The organism is Marinilactibacillus sp. GCM10026970 (assembly GCF_042660675.1).
Taxonomy (GTDB): Bacteria; Bacillota; Bacilli; order Lactobacillales; family Carnobacteriaceae_A; genus Marinilactibacillus.
In genome coordinates, this window is sequence record NZ_JBHSUL010000023.1 from 60,856 (window position 1) to 82,770 (window position 21,915).

Sequence of the window (21,915 nt, forward strand, 5' to 3'; positions counted from 1 at the left end):
GGATTTAATTGGAACACTTCAACAAGAAAGTCTTACTGTATAAAGGTTCAGAAAAAGTCATCACTCAAAGTGGGATTGGTGAAGCACTTCGTCACCAGAAAAAAATGTTAGAATCCCTGAATGTAGCTTATACTGAAAATCCTAAAGAAGACTACGACGTAGTGCATTTGAATACGATACTTCCCGACTCTGTATTTATGGCGAAAAAAGCTCATAGTGATGGAAAAAAAGTTATCTATTATGGACATTCCACTATGGAGGATTTTAGGAATTCTTTCCGTGGATCCAATGTGATTGCGCCACTTTTTAAAAAATGGCTGCAGTATTGCTACCGCCAAGGAGATATCATTGTCACACCAACACAATATTCTAAAAATATTTTACTGAATTATAGTTTAAACAGACCTATCGTTTCTTTATCGAACGGAGTCGATACCACTTATTTCACTAAAGTATCTTCTAATGGTGCGCGTTTCAGAAAGCAGTACCACTTGGCTGAAGATCAAAAAGTCATTGTTTCCGTTGGACACTTGATTGAACGCAAAGGTATCCTAGATTTTTTAGCCTTAGCCAAACAGTATCCTGAATACTTGTTTTTCTGGTTTGGACATACGTCAAAGTCTCTTATGACTCGGACCGTACAAAATGCCATTAAACAAGCTTCAGCTAACGTACAATTCCCCGGATTCGTTTCTTCTTCTGAATTACGAGATGTCTATTCGGGTAGTGATTTATTTCTATTCATGACACATGAAGAAACAGAAGGTATTGTACTGCTAGAAGCGTTGGCCAACGAACTTCCTATATTGGTTAGAGATATTCCAATTTACAGAGAGTGGTTACCTGATAAGACAGTAGTTTATAAAGCAGCCACCCAAGAAGGATTCAAAAAAATACTTCCTTTGATTTTAGAGAAAAAACTTCCCTCACTGACTACTCCAGGTCGCCATGCTGCTGAACAGTTTGACCTGCACAAAGTGAGCCTTGATCTAGCTATTATTTACAAAAAATTATTCAATGATTAACCGTTAACAATTGGAGTTATAAGAAAGAGAGAAAGTTTTGAGGTTGACTCGATACTTTCTCTCTTTTTATCTAAACAGGATCCCCCCCCATTTTAATTGCATTGATTATTTATAATTTCACTAAAGTTGCAAGTTTCTCATTGTATTCTTATCTCATTCTATTTACAATTATATAAACATATTTAACTGGTTTGATTTTTCGATCTTATCCCTTTAAATCAGTAACTCAGGAGGCTATACCTTTGACTTATTCAGTACAAACAGAGAAATCTATTGCAAAATTACATACATTAATTGATACGGTCGATCAGATTGTAATCGGTAAAAAAGACGTTACCCGATATACCTTGATTGCCATGCTGGCGGGCGGTCATGTCCTTTTTGAAGATATTCCCGGTGTAGGTAAAACGCTCCTGATTAAAACGATAGCCAAGTGTCTGGAAGCTGATTTCTCACGAATTCAATTCACACCAGACTTGATCCCTTCTGACATTATTGGCTTTTCCGTACCCAATATGCAAGATGCTCAATTCGAGTTTCGGCACGGTCCTTTGTTCAACCAAATCGTACTAGCAGACGAGATCAATCGTACTTCTCCAAGAACACAGGCAGCCATGCTAGAAGCCATGTCTGAAAAACAAGTAACACTTGATAGTGAAACCCATCTATTACCGGACCCTTTCTTTGTTTTGGCTACTCAAAATCCTATCGACTACGAAGGAACCTATCCTTTGCCTGAAGCTCAGCTCGATCGTTTTCTTTTTCAACTTTCTCTAGGATATCCTAGTAAGGAACAGGAAATCCGAATGCTCGAATCCCCAGATCAATTAAGCTCAATAGAACAGTTACAACCGATTTTGTCTTTAAACGAATTCAATACGCTTAAAGAGCTAGTAAAATCTGTTTATGTCAATCCACAACTACTAGATTATATGATTATGCTTGTTGACCGTACTCGTAACCATTCTGAACTTAGACTCGGTATCAGTCCGAGAGGAACCCAGTATTGTTTAGCTGCTGCACGCGGCCAGGCTCTTTTAAGTGGTCGTGATTATGTCACCCCGCAAGATATCTTATCTATTATTAAACCTTTATTCAGACATCGCCTTTTATTTGTAAATAGAATGACTGCTCAAGCAATTGATGACTTTATTGACGAACTTATCAGTCAGGTAGATATTCCTACTAAAATCAGGAGCTCGAAATGAAGCAGCGTTTTATTAATTGGCGTGGGTTAACGTTCGTATTATTATACTTTTTTACCATTCTTTACACATTAACGTTTCCTTCTTCTGTGTCCTGGTTTATTTTCTATAGTTTTTCACTCGTTTTATTGGTCGCTTTTTTTTCATCTCGCTTGAAGATCTATTTCAAGAATATCCAATGGGTTGTTACGGAAGATAATCGCTTAGATCTTTCTTTTACCCTTTACCGAAGATGGCATCTTTTATTTTTATTGTCTTCGTTTGAATTGATTCTAACCGATCAGCAAGGCATTCAGATTTTTCAGACAGTTTATCCGGATCTATTTTTAAAGAATCACTCAGAGTTTCGTGCTTTGTCTCAACATATGACTAGAGGTCATTATGAGCAGTTGACGGTTCAGACCCGAGGACTCGGTTTATTTGGTTTGTTTAGACATCGCTTTACACATTCACTTTCCGTAGATTTTGCAATTTATCCAAAAAAAGCACCACAAGAGCGGATATTAAAACTCTTATCTGAACAAGCCATTCGCTTAACAGATTTAGATTCTCTCTCCCACGCTTTTGAAGTGAAAGAATTAAGAGCTTATCAACCTCGCGACGCAATTGGCTCTATTGACTGGAAGTCGAGCTTGAAACGGGAACAGTGGATGATCAAAGAATATGATCGTGAAGATCACCTATCTATCAGTTTGTACTTTGTAGGCTTCTCTTCTTCACGGTTTGAAGATTTACTCAGTTTAGCCTACAGTCTGGATCAGTATTTATCTGTTAATTCTAAAAATGACCTTCACTTGCTAGGTTCATTTAACGGACAAACTACCAAACACAGCCATCCCGATGATTATCTAACGATTCAACCAAGTGAAGATGATCAGCGCTTACTCAAATTACTAGGTCCTTTAGATACGTTTAAAACGACTATTTTGATTATAGCGCCACGGAATATATCCTTACCTGATACGATTAAAAACACGCCTAATCTATTTATTTTAGATGAGCGTCAATTGAATTCACTGAAAGGAGGCGCTGAAGAGTGAAACCTTATATCAGCTCTTTATCAGAATGTATGCGTTCTTTACTAATAGGATTGGTTCATAGTTTTTTAATTCTTCCTGTACTTTTTTTATTTTTACGGATCAATGCATTATCTGGTTTTGAATCTATTGTCCTCTTTTTCGCAATCACTCAATTGACGGCTGCCTTTTTCAAAAAGTGGTGGACGTACTTTATAGTCCAAATCTTCGTGATTCTCGTCTTTCTTTATCGATCGTTTCCATCTTTGACCATTGAAGTATCACTGACTAAGTGGTTCTTTAACTTATGGCAATTGGGACAACAAGAATGGAATCAAGTGATTACTGGAAATACGTCTTCCGTACCTTTATTTCTCGCTATTTTAGCCCTCTTTGTGTTGGCAACTTTACTAACCTTTACCACGATTCGTCAAAAGTTTGCTTATCCATCTTTTCTTGTCGCTTTTGGTTATCTTATGATTTTACACACCTTTACAAGTTACGCAATTCTTTCTCAGGCGGTAACCGTTATTGGGTTTGGCATGCTCTTAATTGGCCTTACAAAACTGAATCAAATCCAGAGTAATTGGTACTTTTTTAAACTTTCTACTTTAACCAGCCTTCTCACTGGTGCATTGGTTGGATTGGCTTACTGGGGAGTCGATTGGTTTATGCCTTCTCAGGAATGGTTTGAAATGAGTACGATTGGTTATCAAAACAGACTCGAAAGTCGTGGTTTTTTTGACTGGGTTGATGCTCAGTCTCCAGGTTCAAGATACCGCGAGACAGGCATAGGAACCAATGACGAACAATTGGGTGGTCCCTTGAGAAAAGATTACACACGGCTATTTCAAGCATATACACCAGAACCTAATTACTGGAAAGTCTTGCATCGTTGGAATTATACTGGCGAAGGTTGGGGTAGTTCCCCCGCGGGTCTATCAGAAGAAGTCTATTCTCCATATGAACGTAGAGATTATGCAACTTCTACCTTGGCTGCTGCTGATGTTTCTGAAGGCGGCGTGCTCACTACCGCTTCTGTTGATTGGCAGGCTCCAATAGAGTATATTGCCTATCCTTATGGATGGACTACTATAGAAATAGACGCTGATCCTATAGACTATTCTATGTCATACAATTACTCAACCGAGTACAACGATGTCCAAGATAACGAAGGCATTTTGGAAGGATACAATGTAGATTATGATTCTAGTTTCCCAGACCGACTAGATGAGGCTCAACTTCGAGAAGATGATGGTTGGAGAATGTCCTTTTGGGAAGAAATGTCTAGCCAGCCACTAGACGATACGCTCATCGAATCAGGTGATCAGTCGCTTGCTGAATGGATGTCTCTCGCTGCACCAGAAGGCGTTCAACTTCCACTAGATTTCCCGCAACGCGTGAGAGAGCTAGCACAAGAACTAACCGAGGGAATGAATAGCGAGTATGAAATGGTTCGAGCAATAGAATCGTATCTGAAAAGTGAAGGTGGTTATCGGTATAGTTTAAGAGATACCGCTCAAACACCGTCGGGAGAAGATTATGTTGAACATTTCCTATTTGAAACAAAAGTTGGATACTGTGATAATTTTTCCAGTGCAATGGTTACCATGCTACGTTCTATAGGGATTCCCGCTCGGTGGGTCAAAGGATTTACTCCTGGAAGTAGCCAGACTAATGCTGATGGAGAACAATATTATCAAATCACCAATTCAAATGCTCATTCTTGGCCGGAAGTCTATTTCCCAAGTACTGGATGGGTACCTTTTGAACCTAGTCCTTCCTTTGCTAATCCAATCACACGAACGGAAAACGATGTTTCTCCTGAAGATGACCGTTTTTCTTTTGATGATCAAGCCGTAACATTGGAAGATCTTGAAGCCGATACAGACACTGCAGTCGACGAAAATACTGAAGAAGAAGCACTATCTGAAGAAGTTGGAGAGGAATCAATAGAGGACCCTGCAGCTGAAGAAGAGGGCGAAACAGAAGAAGTGAAATCCCCTGATCGTTCTCCCCTTTCTACCGTTGCATTTATGCTTATGATCTTCAGTCTGATCTTATTCGTATTTAGCACATTGTATTTCTCGCTACACTTACGCTTAATGACCTGGTTACTAAAAAAAGCGATTCAAGACAATAAGATTTCTCTTGAAAAAGCTTGCCATTGGACATTACGATTATTTGATCAGAAGCAAAAAAGATCAAAAACTCAGACAGTCTATGACTATATAACTGTATTTCAAACGCTGACAAAAGAAGATACAGAAGTTTTATCTGAGTTCGCTGCATTAACAGATCACACTTTTTATAGTAAAACGACCTCGGTTTCATCTATTTCTACTCCACAAAAAGAAATATTCATTAGCACTCTGGACGTTTTAGCAAGAAGTCTTAAAAGAAAAAACGGAGTCAACAAATAAAAGTAGCCGAACGCCCTTTCAAAAGGTGTTCGGCTACTTTTTAGTTAGTCCATTTTGAGTGTGATTTTGTCGAAACCTTTTGTCAGAATCCATCCGTCTATAGCTAGTAAAGTAACCATCAAGATATAAACACCAAAAGGTACTAACTCCTGTATAGCAAACATCCCCACTGCAACAATCCCTGTAATGGCTATAAAAATAACCGTCGCAAAGCATCCTTGGTTTGCTTCAGAAGCGTTATACCTCTTTGAAAAAGGAAAGGTTTGTATCGTACGTTTAACTTCTATTGAGAAAATCAAGATAACCAGCAATAACCCATTCAGCAAAGCCGGTAAAATCTCCAAGTCCGAAAAGACTAGGACGACACTCGATAAAACCAGATAGATTGGAAAAAGCAACTTCATGATCAGTGCTTTGATCATACCTCTTATAAAAACCCCTGCATGATTTTCAGAACGCATTCCAAATATCCAACTTCCTTTGAAATTTTTGGAGTACTTCACTGAAACAGCCAGCATTGGAATAACTAAGAGTGCATAATAGGGCATGTACTTGAACACAGACAATTGATTGATTCCAACTCCGCCATCTTCCGTTAACTGGTATGTTGACCCTATGAGTATAATCGGAAAGACAAAAATGGTCGCTAGAGACGGGTATAGTCTTGTCTTGAATTCTCTTTCGTTTTTGGTCAGTTGCCATGTGAAATGATAGTATCCTCTTTCCTTTTTATCCCAGCACAGACACTTACTCGATAGCGTTTCGTACCATGAACGTTTGTCTGTATCGCCTTCTCCACTTTCAAGTTTCTGTAAGTTCGCTTCCAGCTTATCACTATTGAAATAATAGAGAACCGCCAGCGCAGCAGTCCCTCCAATAAGTAAAACAATATACACTAAATATGTGAGTGAAAACCCGTTTTCTAATAGACCAAATGGTGCAACAAACCATAGCGGAAAAACAAAAATATGCCACCATTGTAGATTCAATTCAATCGCAAGCATGCTAGGATTAATAAATTGAAAAGCTTGATTCATCACTTGATAACCGATAACCGTGAAAACAGAAATTCCGATTTGACTATAAGCAATAATATTTTTCAGCTTTTCCCCATTGAATCGCTTAAGTACAGTGGCATAAGTGATAATTGTCAGTAGCAGGCACCAGATGGATGCCACAACTGTCAGTAAAATAGCCAATAATCCTGCTAGAATCCCGTGGATAAAGAAGGTTCCAACCACCATTGGTACAGAAAGCGCAAGTGTTAGCGAGATAAGATAAATAAAGACATGGGTCGCTTTTGCGGCACTCAGCGTCCTTGAAGATACCGGTTTCGTTCCAATCAGAATCTGGTCTTTTGTTTCAAGTAGAATACTAGAGAAATTTGCAATCAAAGTCGATAACAGCATTATAAAGATAAAACTGAAGAACACAGTGTACTGGAACTGAATATTGTCGATGGCGAAGACAAATAATAGAATCAGGCTGATCAATGCATAGGCCCATAAAGACTGGAAGAAAGCATTTTTATCTTCGTCCTCTTCCTTACTGTTTCCCCACATAGAATTCGTTGGAATCACTTTTTCCTGTCGGCTATCCATAAGCAGCTTTGTATCGATGATTTTTTCCATGATGGGATAATCCACACCCAAACGTCGATACACTGGCGCTAGTTTTCTGATAATCTTGATAAAGAAACTTACCTCTTGTTTCTGACTTCCACCAAAAACATTACGCATCATAAGGCGTTTCTCCTTTCATGACTGAAACGAAGGCATTGGCGAGTTCTTCATATTCGTTGAATCCCGTCAACTGATTGAACAACTGCTCAAGTGTTCCATCTGCCTCTTTTTGAAGCTCATCAAAATGTCCGTCAGCTACCACGCGTCCTTCATTCAAGATGATAATACGGTCACTGAGTTTCTCCACCGTATCCATAATATGCGAAGAATAAAAGACTGTTTTCCCTTCTTTTTTCAATTCTGAAAGAATTTCTTTTACGATTTGTACGCTGTTGGCGTCTAACCCATTTAACGGCTCATCCCAAAATAGAATATCTGGGTTATGTAATAAGCTAGATATAATCAAGACTTTCTGACGCATCCCTTTCGAAAATGAAGATAAACGGTTCTTGAAGGCTTCTTCGATACCTAGGATCTGCATCATTTTTAGGCTCTTCTCTCGAACCATATTTTCTTCCAGTCCATATAGTCTACCTACAAAGAGCAAGTACTCTTCAGCAGATAAGGTATCGTATAGTTCTGCATTTTCAGGCACATAACCGATTCGAGCTTTATAGGCATCTCCTGAATCTTTAAGAGGCTTTCCAAATATGAAAATGTCTCCCCTATCTGGCTGTAGTAATCCTAAAATCATTTTAACGGTTGTACTTTTCCCTGCTCCATTTGGTCCAATATATCCGATAATTTCACCCGGATAGACTGAAAAATCTACGCCTTTCAGCACATGATTACCTCCAAAAGATTTCGTGACTTCTTTCATTTCTAAAATCTTATCCATTTATGTACCTCCATAAGTTACGATTAGGAGTATTTTATCATACACCATCCGAACAAAATAGGAAGAGTTGGACATTTCTTTACCTGAAAGCACAAATGTATGATACATTCTTTATATCAATATATAAACGATCACGTTTAAATCTGGAGGGTGTTACATATGTACATAAATTCGTTAAAAAAGTTATCCATCTGGGCTATTGTCTGGCGAAGCGTGCTGACGATGATCGGCATTGAATTTGCTAATGCCTTTTTACTCATTGCCATGCAAGAAAATTATCCAGAAATTTTTGGATTGATGATTAGTTTATTTTTATATTTTCTGATTTATAAAATTATTCTTCGCCAATTATCCAAGCAGAACGTCTTCACGACTGGTATCACTGGAGAAGGCCCACCTGAGAAAAAGCAGTTGCTTCCGGTAGCTGGACTGACCATTTTAGTCGCTATCTGTGGAAGTCTGTTTATCTATTTTGCTTTGCGCATCTTTTTGTCATTTACAGATTTTTATACCTTTTTTATCTCTTATATGGGTTTGAATCCAAATGAATTAATAGTCGAAACGCCTTCTTTCATCTATCTTTTCCCTCTTACAGTAATCGCCGCACCGATTGTTGAAGAAGTTTTCTTTAGAGGCGTATTGATGAATAAATGGTCGGAGAAATACGGAGTCTGGAAAGGGATTCTATTCAGCTCCATCATCTTTATGATTATTCATTTTAATTCTTTGTTCTTTCCGCAACTGATTTTAGGATTTCTGTGTGCTGTAGTCTACACCAAGACAAAAAAGCTTGTTTATCCTATTCTGACCCACGCGCTTTATAACTTTATCGTTATCATACCTACTCTTTTTACAAGTGACTCTGCTAGTTTAGAAGAATTGTACATCATTGCCAATCCTACTGCAGAATTCATTCAGGAACTAACGCTTTATTCCGTAGTTTTCGTGATTGTTCTGGCTATAACCATCTTATTCATCAAAAAATACGGTAAGGGATTAAAAGCAGAAGCAACACCTTACCTGACAAATATTCCATCCGAATTTTTGGAGCACGAACCTGTACAAGATGTTGACGATATCGAACACTTTGAGGATTTTTAATCTTAAAACCATAAATGAATCTACTTTTTCCCAATCGTTCCCTTTCTTTAATGGGAATGATTGGGATTTTTATTTATTATGAGAAATTTATTTAATTTAAATGTAAATATTCTCATTTTTATGTATACTTGATTTCAAGGAAAACCATTCGATGGATTGAAATAAGGGGGAGATTGTTATGCATCAAAACGATACATTCAAAGAAGTAGCTATAAAACTAGCATCAGAAAAAGCGTTCCATATGGAATCATTATTCAGATTGATTAGACAACCGAGTATCAGTGCTCAGAATTTAGGGGTTCTAGAGTGTGCTGATTTGCTTCAATCAATGATGATAGACGCCGGAATTGAAACACAACTATTGGAAACTGAAGGATTTCCTGTAGTTTATGGAGAAGTCCTGCATCCTGATAACGAATTAACCGTTTTGTTTTATGGTCATTACGATGTTCAACCGCCTGAACCTCTAGAATTATGGCGCTCAGAACCTTTTGAACCTACGATTCGTGACGGTAAGATTTTTGGAAGAGGTACTGGTGACAACAAAGGGCAACTGGTTGCACATGTACTCGCTGTGAAAGCCTTGCTGGAATTATATGGTAAACTACCGATCAATGTGAAATTCCTATTCGAAGGAGAAGAAGAAAAAGGGAGTGTGAATCTAGAGCCTTTTGCTGAAAAACATAAAGACTTACTTAAAGCAGATATTGCCTATACAGCAGATGGGCCGATGGAAGGCAAAGATCAACCTTCTGTTACTTTAGGAAACCGAGGCCTTTTATATATTGAATTGAACGCTAAAGGGGCTTTAAGAGATAATCATTCTGGAAACAAAGGCAATATTGCACCCAATCCTGCAATGGACTTAATCAACTTGATTCGTTCTATGATTGACGAAGAAGGGACCGTTTTAATTGATGGCTTTTATAACGGCATTCTGACGCCAACAAAAGAAGAATTGGATCATATCCGCTCGCTACCCTTCAATCCAGAAGCGATTGCTGAAGTCATCGGGATTGACGAAATCAGTATGACTATTGAAGAGTACTATAAAAAGCTGTGTCTCTCTCCAACTTTTAATATCGCGGGGTTTGGAAGTGGCTACACTGGAGAAGGAACTAAAACCATTATTCCAAGCGAAGCGAAAGTGAAAATTGATATGCGTTTGGCCGCTGATCAAGACCCAAATCAAATTTTCGAATCTATTTTAAATCACGTTGAACAATTCCAATCTAAAAGTGAGATATCTGTCGATTATTTAGGTGGTGTCAAACCTTCTAGAACCCCTATGCATCTAGACATTGTCCAAAAAGTCATTCAGGCAGTAGAAATTTCACATGGTAAAACTCCGGTCGTTCTGCCGGCTCTTGGTGGAACAGGACCGATGTATATCTTCACAGATATCTTAGGTATCCCATCCCTAACGATTCCTTACGCCAATGTGGACGAAGATAACCACGCACCTAATGAAAACATCGGCGAAAAAGAATATTTAGATGGTATTCGAACCACTTGCGCGACTATTTTACACCTTGGAGATCGAATTTAAGATAGAATTTTTTCAAATTGGCATATTTAACGACCTCTATTTTAAGAATAGACGTGTATTCTTTAGACTGGATTGTTATTTCAATCTCAGTTCCACCAATCAGACATGTATTCTTCAAACTCACTTGTTATTTCAATCTCAGTTCCAACAATTAGGCATGTATTCTTCAAACTCACTTGTTATTTCAATCTCAGTTCCAACAATTAGGCATGTATTCTTCAAACTCACTTGTTATTTCAATCTCAGTTCCACCAATCGGACATGTATTCTTCAAACTGACATCATTTAAAAACCGCAGTTTCGACTATGAGGCCTACAAGCCTATAAGTGTCGAAACTACGGTTCTTTTACTCTTCTTCTAGGGTATATTCTTTAAAGAATTGTTCCAGATAGATTTCCATAAACTGGTGACGGTCTTCTGCTAGCTGGATGGCTGTTTCGGTATTCATAAGTTCTTTTAGTTTCAGTAATTTTTCATAAAAATGATGGATTGCACTACTTTTTCCTTCACGGTATTCCTTTTTAGTCATATTTTCTCGAACAGTATACTGAGGATCAAAAATCGGATTGCCCACGCTCCCAGCGTATACAAAGGTTCTAGCAATTCCAACTGCTCCAATAGCATCCAAGCGATCTGCATCCTGAACCACTTTCGCTTCTAGAGACCCATACAAGTGGTTGTTCCCACCTTTATAAGACATTGTCTGGATGATGGATAAAACATGTTCAATGACAGCAGACGGCACCCCTTCTCCTTCAAGCCAGTAATTAATTTCAGAGACACCTTCTGCTTCGCTGGAAACGATCTTGTCGTCTGCAAGATCATGCAATAGAGCAGCTAGTTGCACAACGAATAAATCTGCTTTTTCAGCTTTACCAATTTTGATCGCATTATTCCAGACACGTTCAATATGGAACCAGTCATGACCTGATCCTTCTCCTGTCAATCTAGAGCGGACCATTTCCGCTGTACTCAAAATGATTTCATCATTCATCGAATTCCTTCTTTCCGTTCTACTCTTTTTCTCAGTCTACCATATTTTATGCTACACTGTGGAAAACAGATCATTGTACTGAGTTCCTCATTCTATTTAAAAGGAAGGATTTAATATTCTATGAAAATTCTAATTGATGCTGACGCCTGTCCTGTAAAAGACGTGGTTATTGAAGAAGTTAAAGACAAAGAAATCCAAGTGGTTTTAGTTTCCAGTATCGCGCATTATTCTCTTCAAGACTATCCAGAATACGTAAAGAGCGTATACGTAGAGCACGGCGCGGATTCCGCTGACTTTAAAATCGTCCAACTTGCTAAGCCCTCTGATGTCATCATTACACAAGATTACGGTCTAGCTTCTCTTCTACTACCAAAAGGCTGTATTGTTTTGCATCATAAAGGTTTTCAATACTCTTCTGATAATATCGATCAATTACTCGAGACCAGACATTTCAGTGCCATGGCACGTAAAAGTGGTCAACGCACAAAAGGACCAAAGGCATTTACTGCTACCGATAAAGAAACTTTTCGAAAACTGTTCCAGCAATTCTTATAGACTGCTTAGAAAAGGCTCGACATCTATTGCCAAGCCTTTTTCAGTTATTCTGCTGTTTCTTCCCAAGCAAGCATGCCACCTGTTACATTGACCGTTTTTATACCTCGCTGTTCAAGAATATCCCCTGCTCTGGCTGATCTTTTACCAGAACGACAAATCAAATGATAGGTTTGGGCTGGATCAAATGCATCCAGTTGATATTCTAATGTAGATAACGGTATATTTCTCGCCTGCTCAATGTGCCCTTTATCAAACTCTTCTTTTTCTCTTACATCAATCAAGTTGACTTCGTCCAAGTGTTTTTTCAATTCTTCAATAGTCATTTCGGACACTTTTGATTCGCTCCTTTTCAACTCTTTTGTATATAGTGGGTATTTGCTATACTCAATAGTATCTCATAAAAAGGAGAAAATAAAATGGAAAAGATTCAAATCACTCTTGCTTCAAGTCAAGAAATCGACCAGATTGAATCCAAACTCAATGATTTCAATTTAAACCATAAACCACTACTCCAAGAAAAAGCCTTTGTCCCTTTTCAATATAGTTTAACTTTAGAGGGTGCATTAATAGGCGGCATCATAGCTTATGCTTCTCTTTACAAGATTGGATACATAGATACGCTTTGGATCGATGAAACATACCGTGGCAAAGGATACGGACGATTATTATTGGAGGGAATTGAACAAGATCTAAAAACTTATGGTTGCCAAGTTGTTCATCTGGAGACTTTTGATTTTCAAGGTCCTTCATTTTACGAAAAATGTGGTTACCAGCGGTTTGGAGAACTAACATATCCTAATGCAAACCTAATAGAATACTATTATTCAAAAACTCTCTTCTAGACTAATGACCTTCTTCATAAAATGATCATGAAAATGTGTTACGATAATCAACACAAGAACTATTGAAGGAGCCGAATGTATGAAAAAGAAAACGATCGCTACAGTATCAGGTGGCTTAGGCGCTGCTGTAGGTGCTTTGACACTAACCGGTAATTACTTTTACAAGACCGCTGTAGCCAACACTAAGAAATCCTTTATTGAGGAATTCGATCACGCTACCATCCATCCAGATGATCCATGGGCGGCTGAGAAACAATGGTATAACGATGTAGAACATGAAGTAACGCATATTGTTTCTGAAGACGGGCTGACGATTTCAGGTGTTTATATTCCAGCAGCAAAACCGTCAGATAAAGTTGCTTTAATTGCCCACGGTTATAGTGGTAGCTTAAAAGATATGGCACCTTTCGCCAAATTATTTTACGACCTAGGTTTTAACATCTTAGTTTCTGATGCAAGGGGCCATGGTTCTAGCGAAGGAAATTATATCGGATTCGGCTGGCATGAACGAAACGATTATTTAAGATGGATCAATCAAATGATTCAACGTCACGGGGAACAGTCCGAAATTATTCTTTATGGTATCAGTATGGGCGGTGCTACTGTATTGAATGTTAGTGGAGAAAAACTGCCAGAACAAGTTAAAGCAATCGTTGAAGATTGTGGATTTAGTTCCGTAGAAGAGGAAGTTACGCATCAGTTAAAAGATATGTACAAACTACCGAAATTCCCGCTGGTTCAAATGACCAGTCTAATAACAAAAATCCGTGCTGGCTACTGGTTTGAAGAAGCTAGCTCACTCGAACAAGTGAAAAAGAATCAAACACCTACGTTATTTATTCATGGAGACGCTGACCATTTTGTTCCAACTTGGATGGTTTATAAGCTTTATGAAGCAAATGCTTCACCTAAAGAACTTTACATCGTTCCCGGTGCAGAGCATGCGTATGCGTATGTAACAGATAAGGAAACCTACCGTAGTAGAGTATCTCACTTTTTAAAGAATTATGTAACACTAGACCATACGTTGTAATCAAGAAAAGATACTTACACAGAGAAACAGCTTCTGGTAAGTATCTTTTTATTCGTCTATTTTATTGATCCGGCCATTGATGATGATCGATTTGTATAGCACCCATCAATTGTTTTCTACGATCTTCTTGATTTACTAGCAACTCCTCAAAATCCTGAGCAGATATCAGCGGTACATCCTTTTCAATTAAAGGATGTATATCAGGAACCGGTGGTGCAGTCTCAGAAGGAGTGACAACCGCCTCAGTCAGGCTTTCCAAATACGTCGTTATACTCGATTTTGTACTTTGAATCAGTAAAAAATTCGTTTTATTTTCTTCTGCTAGTCCATTTTTTAAAATCGTAAGCGTTTCGTCCAATATGGCAATCGCTACGGAAGCAGACTCCTTTGGATTACTACTATGGTAGAAGTGGAGTAAAGGATACGCATGATGTTGTTGCGTTAACTGACTGATCTTAGAAGAAACATCCACTAGTACTAGATCAATATTATGGAAGTCCTCACCATTCCAAATATTATCGATCACTTCTGTGCTTCTATTTCCAAGACTTGTTATGCTCATCGCAAGCGAGCGCTTTTGAACAACAGCATCTATAACTGAAATAATATAAGAAGCACATAACGTCAAAAATAGAATGCCTACACCTGAATTTAAAGTTGTCACGATTTGCCAAAATCCTGCTTTTGGTGCGTAATCTCCAAGACCGAGTGTGAACAGTGTAAATCCAGTGAAATAAACGCGTTCATACCAAACGATTGTACTTTCTGGGCTTGAAGTATTGCTTATTGACGTAGGGTCTCCTGAAAAAAATAATGAAAAACCCACCCAAATTAAAAAGGACCATAAAAACAATGTACTCACCAATGTTACTGGACCGACAAAGTCATAAAACTTATTTTTTATATTCCCTAATCGATTAAAAAGTTTCCAAATCATTTCTGCTAACCTTTTGGAAAGTGGACCTGCTCCGCCATCAACCCAAAGCGTCGTCCAGATCAAGTCTAGAATCGTCAGTCCGATCACTGTAATCCCTGAAATATAAAAAAACCAATTCATACTGATTGCCACCTATCCTATAAGTTTTATCACACTTCTATCATAATTGGATTAGATGTATTCTCCAAGTAGGACGAACTTGAATCAATCATTTATATACACATTGACCTTGTTCCTTCCTGTTTCCTTTGCTTGATACAAGGCCTTGTCTGCTTTATTTAAAAGATCCGAGACCGTCTCTCCTATTTCTTTGATAGACTCTACCACACCTAGACTTAGCGTTACGCTAAGTTCACCTTCTGACGTAATCAACGGTGTACGTTCAACCGCTACTCGGATACGATTCGCTAGCCTCTCAGCTTGCACTTGAGGACAATTTTTGATTGCAAAAACAAATTCTTCCCCACCATACCGAGCGAAAAGCTCTTCATTCACTAAATAACTCTGGCAAATTCTAACAACATGCTCCAACAAACGGTCTCCCATATGGTGACCATATACATCATTCACTTTCTTAAAATAATCCACATCCATAATCATCACAGAAAAGGGCGTCTGTTCTAGAACAGACTGTTCATACTCCAGTTCACACTGCTTCAAAAAAGCACGTCGATTATAAATCTGAGTCAAATCATCGTAATAAGCTTGTTGTTCCAGAAGGCTCTGAAGCTTTTTGACTTCTGTGATATCCGTAAACATGATTAAAAAACCGTCTATATTGTGAGAATTGTCCAATAAGGATAAACGTACTTGATAGACTCTTTCCTCATTTAATTGAGTTTTAATTTCTGCCATACCAATCTTCATATCAAAAGATACATCAAATAAGACTTCCCAAATTTCTTGAATATCCGACCCAATCAGTGACCGATTGACTTGCGTAAAGTGTCTTCTACAAGCCTGGTTGATTTCAACTAACCTTAAAGACTCATCCAATACCATGACGGCATCATTGATACTATTGAATATTACATCTTTAGCCACTGGCATGAGACTGAATAATCTTGAAGAATTGATAGCCCAGAAATAAAGCACTGTTGAAATCCACATCACCATAGGTACAGGATCAATCCCTTCAGGAGTTAAGCCGATTAAATAAACAAAAGCGGTCGTCATCGGTAGAAATTGTCCAAAAACAAGTGCCAGAATTTGCGGACGATACTGCTTAGACATTTCCCTATATCTAGATGCTAATAGTAAGAAGCCTGTAAGCATACACGCAAAGGTGAGAATCCCTTGTAAGAGATACCAAAAACCAATCTCTTGATAAAAAAAAGGTGCCCCTAATGTCGGATGGATCTCAAATACTCTGTAATATAGATGATGAAGATCATTGGTCGCTACTAGTACCGTTGTTAAAACCGGAATAATAAGTAAGCCAACGATCTGCTTCTTTTTAATCTTGAATCCCAGGTATCTCATAATAAATAAAAGGCCTAACGGTGAAGCATAAGGTAAACCGAAATACATAAAAATCGTCCAGAACTTCAACTCGGCAAGATTTGTAGAAAGCATGCCAAAAGCGGCACCCAGACAGTAAATGACGATTGTACCTATATAAGGCAGAAAATAAGAAGATATGGTTTTATACAGATGTCTTTTACGAAAAATATATACGAATAGATATAAATTCAAAACACCAGATGTTGCAATAACAGATATGTAAGCTAATAGTTGTCCGTGCATATTTATGTACCTCTATACTCTGTTTTTATTTTACTATAGCATAGTTATCTCAGCTTCTAACGAAACGCATTAAGAACAATTTATGACAAATCATTAAAATAGACAGATAACTCATTTAATCTTGAGTTATCTGTCTATTTTTTTAAGTGTTACATCTATTTAGTCCATATTAGGGATGTCTTCGATAGAATCAATATCCATATACGTAGGAACGGCTAATCCACTACGGGCTCCTTCTAAGTTTGCCCCTAAATCATTGATGTCTTCTCCATACTCTTCCATAAAGGCGCCATGTGAACCAGGTAGCCAAGGTGCTAAACTCACATCCCCTTCACCTGCTGCAATAGCACTGAACATAATGGCAGGATCAACACTAGAAATCGTTGTATTGAATCCGTGCTGATCTAGTACAACTTTCATGACGTTTGCTGAAGCACGTTCCGTATCCCAAGGTGTCGAAACGAGTTCAACGGTTTCTCCATTTCCTCTTTCTGCTCCGGATACCCATCCTTCAACTTTGCTTGCATTGTCTTCTACCCATTGCGCTGCAACTTCTTCAAAAGGTGTTTCTCTTGCACCTAACATGACATCTTGCATATCTTCAACTTCCCAGTTGAATTGTTCTATAATTTTGTAAGCTTCTGGCATCTCTTCTTTGAAGCCCATTCTTGTAATGGTATGAATACTTTCGGTTTCTCCAAAAGTCAGTTCTGGATCATCTAGAAATTTGATATCGTACTCTTCAAATTTCCAGTGCGGTGCCCAAGCCGTGACAATAATTGGCTCTTCATTTCGGATGGCTTGGTCCAGTTCTGTTAGCATTCCAGCAGCAGAACTTTCCTGTAAATTCCAGCCATTCAAATTGTCATATGTCTCTATAGTATCTTTAGCCATTTGAGTTAAGCCAGCTCCTGGTTCTGTCCCAGTAATCGTGTAATCGAGCGCTTCTCCTAAATGGGTTTCGCCTGTATTCTCTGCTCCTTCTCCAGTACTACATCCTGCAAGTAGCAAAGCCCCTGATACAATTGACAGTGTTCCTATAGATTTTTGATAAAACATGCTTCTCCTCCTCAAAAGTTAGTCCGTTAAAGATCGTTTTTAAAAAGAAGTGGTATGTATTTTTGCTCAATTTATTTTCCTAAAATCAAAAATTGAACAACGCACTCCTTTTTCATCTTCAATAGACTCCACTAATTATGTTAACATAACCTGGAAAAGGAAGCAAAAAAGCCCAGTATTCCAACATTCTTTTGAATAATCTTAACTATTATATACAAAAAGTAGTTTCCCGAGAGGAAACTACTTTCGACTTGTTCATCCTATTTAAATAGATGCATATTCATTTTTAAAATAGGTCTCGCACAATTCAATGAATTTTTGTACATCTTCTCGCTGATTCCTTTTCCGTTTACCTATCCCACATACTGCACTAAAATAGGTGGTTTCTAAATCAACGGCTTTGAATTTGTCTGTTTTTTCCAACACTTTTTTTCCTGCCCAAGAAATTCCTTTATTTAATTGTATCGCTAATGTGAGTTCATCTATACTATCCACATAAGATACCGTTTTTAACTCGATTTTCTTTTCTCTGATTATCTGTTTAAACTCCGTAAAATAATCAGGACCCGCTTTTTGTGATAGGGAAACTATTGGGTAATTTCCTAATTCTTCCAAAGCAACCGTTTCTTGTTTTCCTAATGGATGATTTGGGGAACAAAGAATACAAATATCTGATCGAATCAACGGTGTAACTTCAATCGTTGACTGCGCAGATAATTCATCCAGCCTACCAAATACAGCATCTAATTCTCCGGTCTCGAGTTGTCGCATACAAGACTTAAAATTGCCTTTAGTCACCTTGATGATTTTTTCTGGAAAACGCTCTTCATGAAAAGCAATGATACTAGGTAAATGCTTTGATTCCAGTGGTCCAGTTATGCCGATATGTATCATCTGACCTTCTATACGGGAAACAGTCTGAAGATCCAATATCATATCGGCTTCTCTTTCTAATGTTTCTTTCCAAAAGGTATAAAATAATTCACCTGCTTTGGTTAACTTTGGCTTATAAAAGCTTCGGTCAAACAGTTGGACAGATAAGTCACTTTCAAGAAAAGCAATTTGCTGACTGATTGCAGACTGTGTAATCAGATGCGCTTTTCCAGCTGCAGAAAAAGAACCTTCTTCGACAATACCTATAAAATATAGGACTCTTTTATCTAACATAACGCACCTTCCTTACTCGTTTAGTGACCAGTTGACTGCCTCATTTGCATGGATACTAGTTGTATCAAATACAGCTAGTATAGAGTCTTCTGGTTTAATCAGCAACCCAATTTCTGTGCATCCAAGGATAACCCCTTCAGCATCCATTGTTTTTAACTGTTCGATGGTTTCTTTGAAATAAGTTCTAGACGTGTCTGTGACTTTCCCAAGACAGAGTTCATCAAAAACAATCTCATTGATCTTACTTCTCTTATCTTCGGTTGGCACGATTACTTTAATTCCATTCTGCTCAATTCTTGATTTATAAAAATCCTGTTCCATCGTATAGTTTGTTCCAAGTAAGCCAACCGTTTTGATATCGGCTTTCTTTAACTCCTGCGCGGTAGCGTCCGCAATATGTAAAACGGGTATTGTTATTTTTTCTTGAATTGCTTCAATAACTTTATGCATCGTATTTGTGCAGATCACAATAAAATCTGCCCCTGCTTTTTCTAAAGAGCTTGCTGCTTCTCCAAGGCGTTTACCCGCTTTTTCCCACTCACCAGATTGTTGGTAATGTTCAATTTCTTCAAAATCAACACTGTATAGTATGCATTCTGCCGAGTGTAGCCCACCAAGCTGTTCTTTCACTTTCTTGTTAATCAATCTATAGTATTCACTGGAAGACTCCCAGCTCATACCACCTATCAAACCGATTCTCTTCATTTTTCAAGCCTCCTAAAAAATTGAAACTGTTTTCTTTTACTCATTCTACTTTAAAACTATTTAAATATAAACAAAAAGATGAACTCTTCTAAAGGTCAAGAAGAGTTCATCTTTTTATCTGTCGTTCATGATCTTGTTTTGTAGTGTTTGCTTAAGTTTTGAGTAATCTACTTTCGAATAGTCTGTGACATCTATTTCGAAAAGTTCCCCTAATTGGAAATCATTATATTTTCTAGACTCTATAATTTGTTTGAATCCTGCTTTAGTGATTAACTGATCTGCTGTCGACCGGTCTTCTAGCTCATCCCCATAATGGTAATGTGACTGGATGTGACTCAAATGTCTTGAAGGTTCAATGTCTCTTTTCTTTCTTCTTTCCCAGAGAACGTCGAAATCCGCGACTAGTCTAATTGTAATTACCTTGTATCCATGCTGGGTTGAGAGTTCTGAAAGTCTCCCTTTCTGTTTTTCGCTGAACGGATATTCTGAAAGAATGACCTTTTTACCAATCTTCATGTAAAGATTGAGTACCCCATAATAAAAGTCCCAGACTTCCGTTTCAAGCGTAGCTTTTTCATCAAGATCATTGAATCCTACTGCGTCTGCAATAATTTCTTTGCCTTCGTCTGGTGTGATCACAAACATATCCGGTAACACTTGTTTTAATTCTTCTACTAGATAGGATTTTCCTGTTGCTGGACTCCCTGCTAAAAGAATCAAGTACTTCTCCATTTTACTGGGCAACTTTGATTGGACTATCCACATTCATGAACAATCCGATTTTGTGTTTGATGATTTCTTTTACAGCTAAATTAGCAGGAATCACATTGTGACGAAGAGATTTATTGACGGGTGTATCTGCAAAGCAGGCTTTCGCTTCTTTTGTCCAATTGACAAGTAGTTCTGTCCCAACATTGAACTTACGGATTCCGTTGTTAATCAGATCTGGATAATCTTCTTCTTTTACACCTGTTCCGCCGTGAACCACTAAAGGAATATCTGTTACTTTATGAATCTCTTTTAATAATGGAATATTAACATCCGTTTTAGATTTGAACTGGCCGTGATTTGTCCCGATTGCAATGGCTAGAGCGTCGACACCTGTTTCTTTTACAAATTCCACTACATCTTCTGGACTTGTGTAGACTCGATCAGACTCTTCGACATGAATCCCTTCTTCCGTTCCACCGATTGTACCCAGTTCCCCTTCTACAGAGGCGCCATGTTTGTGTGCATATTGTACAACAGCTCTTGTTTTAGCAATATTTTCTTTGAACGGTAATTGAGAACCATCGTACATTACTGAAGTGTAGCCACTATCGATAGCTTCTTTAATGTCATCAAAATCCTGTGCGTGGTCTAAATGCAGCGCAACGTCGACCATTTCGTCTTCAGCCAGCTGTCTTGCAACAGCGACCATTACTTTGAAACCAATATATCTTGCTGTAGCAATCGACGTTTGAATAATAATCGGTGACCCCATTTCTTTTGCAGCTCGAATCATTTCTGGCATCATTTCCAAGTTATGTGCGTTAAAAGCACCAATTGTCATATTCAGGTTTTCCGCAGTTTGTGTTACGTTTTTTAAAGTTGTATACATTCTATTCTCTCCCTTTTTATCTAGATGTCGTTACTTTTTTAGCAATTTGTCTCATATCATCCATTTTGTTCATGTAGTAATCAATTCCTTTATCATCTCCATTACGAGCAGATTCTGCTCGTTTAGCGTTGTATAAATTCATCAACTTTTTATACCCATCCCCGATGGATAGTTTGTATTCCAGACTTTTTTCCAATGAGGTAATGGCTTCTTCGTTCTGAGTTAATTCTGCTTGCTTCAAACCTATTTTTTCATACAATTTTGCTTTGGTTTCTTTGTCAGAATCGTCTGTAGCTTCCGCTTGAGTCCTTAATGCTTCCACTTCTTTTAGTAGTGTTACTTTTTGTTCTTCTGTAAGAGTTGGTTCCGGTTCTTTCGCCGGAGACGTCGGTTTCTGCTTACCTTTGTTTTTAAATAGTCCGAACATCATCGTTCCT

General features: G+C 38.1%; 21 protein-coding genes. 9 read left to right on the top strand and 12 right to left on the bottom strand.

What is annotated here, in order from left to right:
* The first annotated feature begins 8 nt into the window (after positions 1 to 8).
* From ACFP65_RS06825 to ACFP65_RS06840, 4 genes are all read left to right on the top strand, one after another.
* A complete protein-coding gene (locus tag ACFP65_RS06825; protein WP_379917098.1) occupies positions 9 to 1,025 on the top strand; it encodes a glycosyltransferase family 4 protein in 1,017 nt (338 codons plus the stop codon).
* A gap of 242 nt (positions 1,026 to 1,267) precedes the next feature.
* The gene (locus ACFP65_RS06830; protein WP_379917100.1) at positions 1,268 to 2,233 is read left to right on the top strand and encodes an AAA family ATPase; all 966 of its coding nucleotides are present in this window, start codon (positions 1,268 to 1,270) and stop codon (positions 2,231 to 2,233) included.
* Entirely contained in the window at positions 2,230 to 3,270 is a 1,041-nt protein-coding gene (locus tag ACFP65_RS06835) for a DUF58 domain-containing protein (RefSeq protein ID WP_379917102.1), read from the top strand. The genes ACFP65_RS06830 and ACFP65_RS06835 overlap by 4 nt, the downstream gene beginning before the upstream one ends.
* On the top strand, positions 3,267 to 5,669 hold the full coding sequence (locus ACFP65_RS06840) for a transglutaminase domain-containing protein (RefSeq protein ID WP_379917104.1): 2,403 nt from the start codon (positions 3,267 to 3,269) through the stop codon (positions 5,667 to 5,669). The genes ACFP65_RS06835 and ACFP65_RS06840 overlap by 4 nt, the downstream gene beginning before the upstream one ends.
* A gap of 44 nt (positions 5,670 to 5,713) precedes the next feature.
* On the opposite strand, the gene ACFP65_RS06845 is transcribed toward ACFP65_RS06840, so the two are convergent.
* Both ACFP65_RS06845 and ACFP65_RS06850 read right to left on the bottom strand, forming a co-directional pair.
* Positions 5,714 to 7,411: a hypothetical protein gene (locus ACFP65_RS06845; protein WP_379917106.1), complete on the bottom strand. Its 1,698-nt coding sequence runs from the start codon at positions 7,409 to 7,411 to the stop codon at positions 5,714 to 5,716.
* Complete coding sequence (locus ACFP65_RS06850) at positions 7,401 to 8,189, bottom strand: ABC transporter ATP-binding protein (RefSeq protein WP_379917108.1); 789 nt, start codon at positions 8,187 to 8,189, stop codon at positions 7,401 to 7,403. Before ACFP65_RS06850 ends, ACFP65_RS06845 begins: the two co-directional genes overlap by 11 nt.
* A 159-nt stretch (positions 8,190 to 8,348) precedes the next feature.
* On the opposite strand from ACFP65_RS06850, the gene ACFP65_RS06855 reads away from it, so the two are divergent.
* Together ACFP65_RS06855 and ACFP65_RS06860 are read left to right on the top strand one after the other, a co-directional pair.
* A complete protein-coding gene (locus ACFP65_RS06855; protein ID WP_379917110.1) occupies positions 8,349 to 9,290 on the top strand; it encodes a CPBP family intramembrane glutamic endopeptidase in 942 nt (313 codons plus the stop codon).
* A 178-nt stretch (positions 9,291 to 9,468) separates the two neighbouring features.
* The gene (locus ACFP65_RS06860; RefSeq protein ID WP_379917112.1) at positions 9,469 to 10,839 is read left to right on the top strand and encodes a M20/M25/M40 family metallo-hydrolase; all 1,371 of its coding nucleotides are present in this window, start codon (positions 9,469 to 9,471) and stop codon (positions 10,837 to 10,839) included.
* Positions 10,840 to 11,186: 347 nt separating this feature from the next.
* Here the strand turns inward: ACFP65_RS06860 and ACFP65_RS06865 are convergent, their stop codons facing one another.
* Positions 11,187 to 11,834 (bottom strand): HD domain-containing protein, encoded by a 648-nt coding sequence (locus ACFP65_RS06865; RefSeq protein ID WP_379917114.1) that lies wholly within the window; start codon positions 11,832 to 11,834, stop codon positions 11,187 to 11,189.
* A 120-nt stretch (positions 11,835 to 11,954) separates the two neighbouring features.
* Here ACFP65_RS06865 and ACFP65_RS06870 point away from each other — a divergent pair, with 120 nt between their 5' ends.
* Positions 11,955 to 12,389 (top strand): YaiI/YqxD family protein, encoded by a 435-nt coding sequence (locus ACFP65_RS06870; RefSeq protein ID WP_379917116.1) that lies wholly within the window; start codon positions 11,955 to 11,957, stop codon positions 12,387 to 12,389.
* A gap of 44 nt (positions 12,390 to 12,433) precedes the next feature.
* Here ACFP65_RS06870 and ACFP65_RS06875 read toward each other — a convergent pair whose 3' ends face one another.
* Positions 12,434 to 12,712, bottom strand: coding sequence for a rhodanese-like domain-containing protein (locus ACFP65_RS06875; RefSeq protein WP_379917181.1), 279 nt, complete (start codon positions 12,710 to 12,712; stop codon positions 12,434 to 12,436).
* Positions 12,713 to 12,805: 93 nt separating this feature from the next.
* Here ACFP65_RS06875 and ACFP65_RS06880 point away from each other — a divergent pair, with 93 nt between their 5' ends.
* Entirely contained in the window at positions 12,806 to 13,231 is a 426-nt protein-coding gene (locus ACFP65_RS06880) for a GNAT family N-acetyltransferase (protein WP_379917118.1), read from the top strand.
* Between the two features lie 79 nt (positions 13,232 to 13,310).
* Positions 13,311 to 14,264: an alpha/beta hydrolase gene (locus ACFP65_RS06885; RefSeq protein ID WP_379917120.1), complete on the top strand. Its 954-nt coding sequence runs from the start codon at positions 13,311 to 13,313 to the stop codon at positions 14,262 to 14,264.
* Between the two features lie 61 nt (positions 14,265 to 14,325).
* On the opposite strand, the gene ACFP65_RS06890 is transcribed toward ACFP65_RS06885, so the two are convergent.
* The 8 genes from ACFP65_RS06890 to ACFP65_RS06925 all read right to left on the bottom strand — a co-directional run bounded on the left by ACFP65_RS06890 (position 14,326) and on the right by ACFP65_RS06925 (position 21,905).
* Entirely contained in the window at positions 14,326 to 15,321 is a 996-nt protein-coding gene (locus ACFP65_RS06890; protein ID WP_379917121.1) for an ion channel, read from the bottom strand.
* An 84-nt stretch (positions 15,322 to 15,405) separates the two neighbouring features.
* Positions 15,406 to 16,947 (bottom strand): diguanylate cyclase, encoded by a 1,542-nt coding sequence (locus ACFP65_RS06895; protein WP_379917123.1) that lies wholly within the window; start codon positions 16,945 to 16,947, stop codon positions 15,406 to 15,408.
* 159 nt (positions 16,948 to 17,106) lie between these two features.
* Positions 17,107 to 18,006: a glycine betaine ABC transporter substrate-binding protein gene (locus ACFP65_RS06900; protein WP_379917125.1), complete on the bottom strand. Its 900-nt coding sequence runs from the start codon at positions 18,004 to 18,006 to the stop codon at positions 17,107 to 17,109.
* Between the two features lie 264 nt (positions 18,007 to 18,270).
* A complete protein-coding gene (locus tag ACFP65_RS06905; protein WP_379917127.1) occupies positions 18,271 to 19,173 on the bottom strand; it encodes a LysR family transcriptional regulator in 903 nt (300 codons plus the stop codon).
* Positions 19,174 to 19,185: 12 nt separating this feature from the next.
* Positions 19,186 to 19,878, bottom strand: coding sequence for an aspartate/glutamate racemase family protein (locus ACFP65_RS06910; RefSeq protein ID WP_379917129.1), 693 nt, complete (start codon positions 19,876 to 19,878; stop codon positions 19,186 to 19,188).
* A 114-nt stretch (positions 19,879 to 19,992) separates the two neighbouring features.
* On the bottom strand, positions 19,993 to 20,610 hold the full coding sequence (locus tag ACFP65_RS06915; RefSeq protein ID WP_379917131.1) for an AAA family ATPase: 618 nt from the start codon (positions 20,608 to 20,610) through the stop codon (positions 19,993 to 19,995).
* Between the two features lies 1 nt (position 20,611).
* Positions 20,612 to 21,478 (bottom strand): class II fructose-bisphosphate aldolase, encoded by an 867-nt coding sequence (locus ACFP65_RS06920; RefSeq protein ID WP_379917132.1) that lies wholly within the window; start codon positions 21,476 to 21,478, stop codon positions 20,612 to 20,614.
* A 16-nt stretch (positions 21,479 to 21,494) separates the two neighbouring features.
* Positions 21,495 to 21,905, bottom strand: a complete 411-nt coding sequence (locus tag ACFP65_RS06925; protein WP_379917134.1) for a tetratricopeptide repeat protein — start codon at positions 21,903 to 21,905, stop codon at positions 21,495 to 21,497.
* Positions 21,906 to 21,915 lie beyond the last annotated feature (10 nt).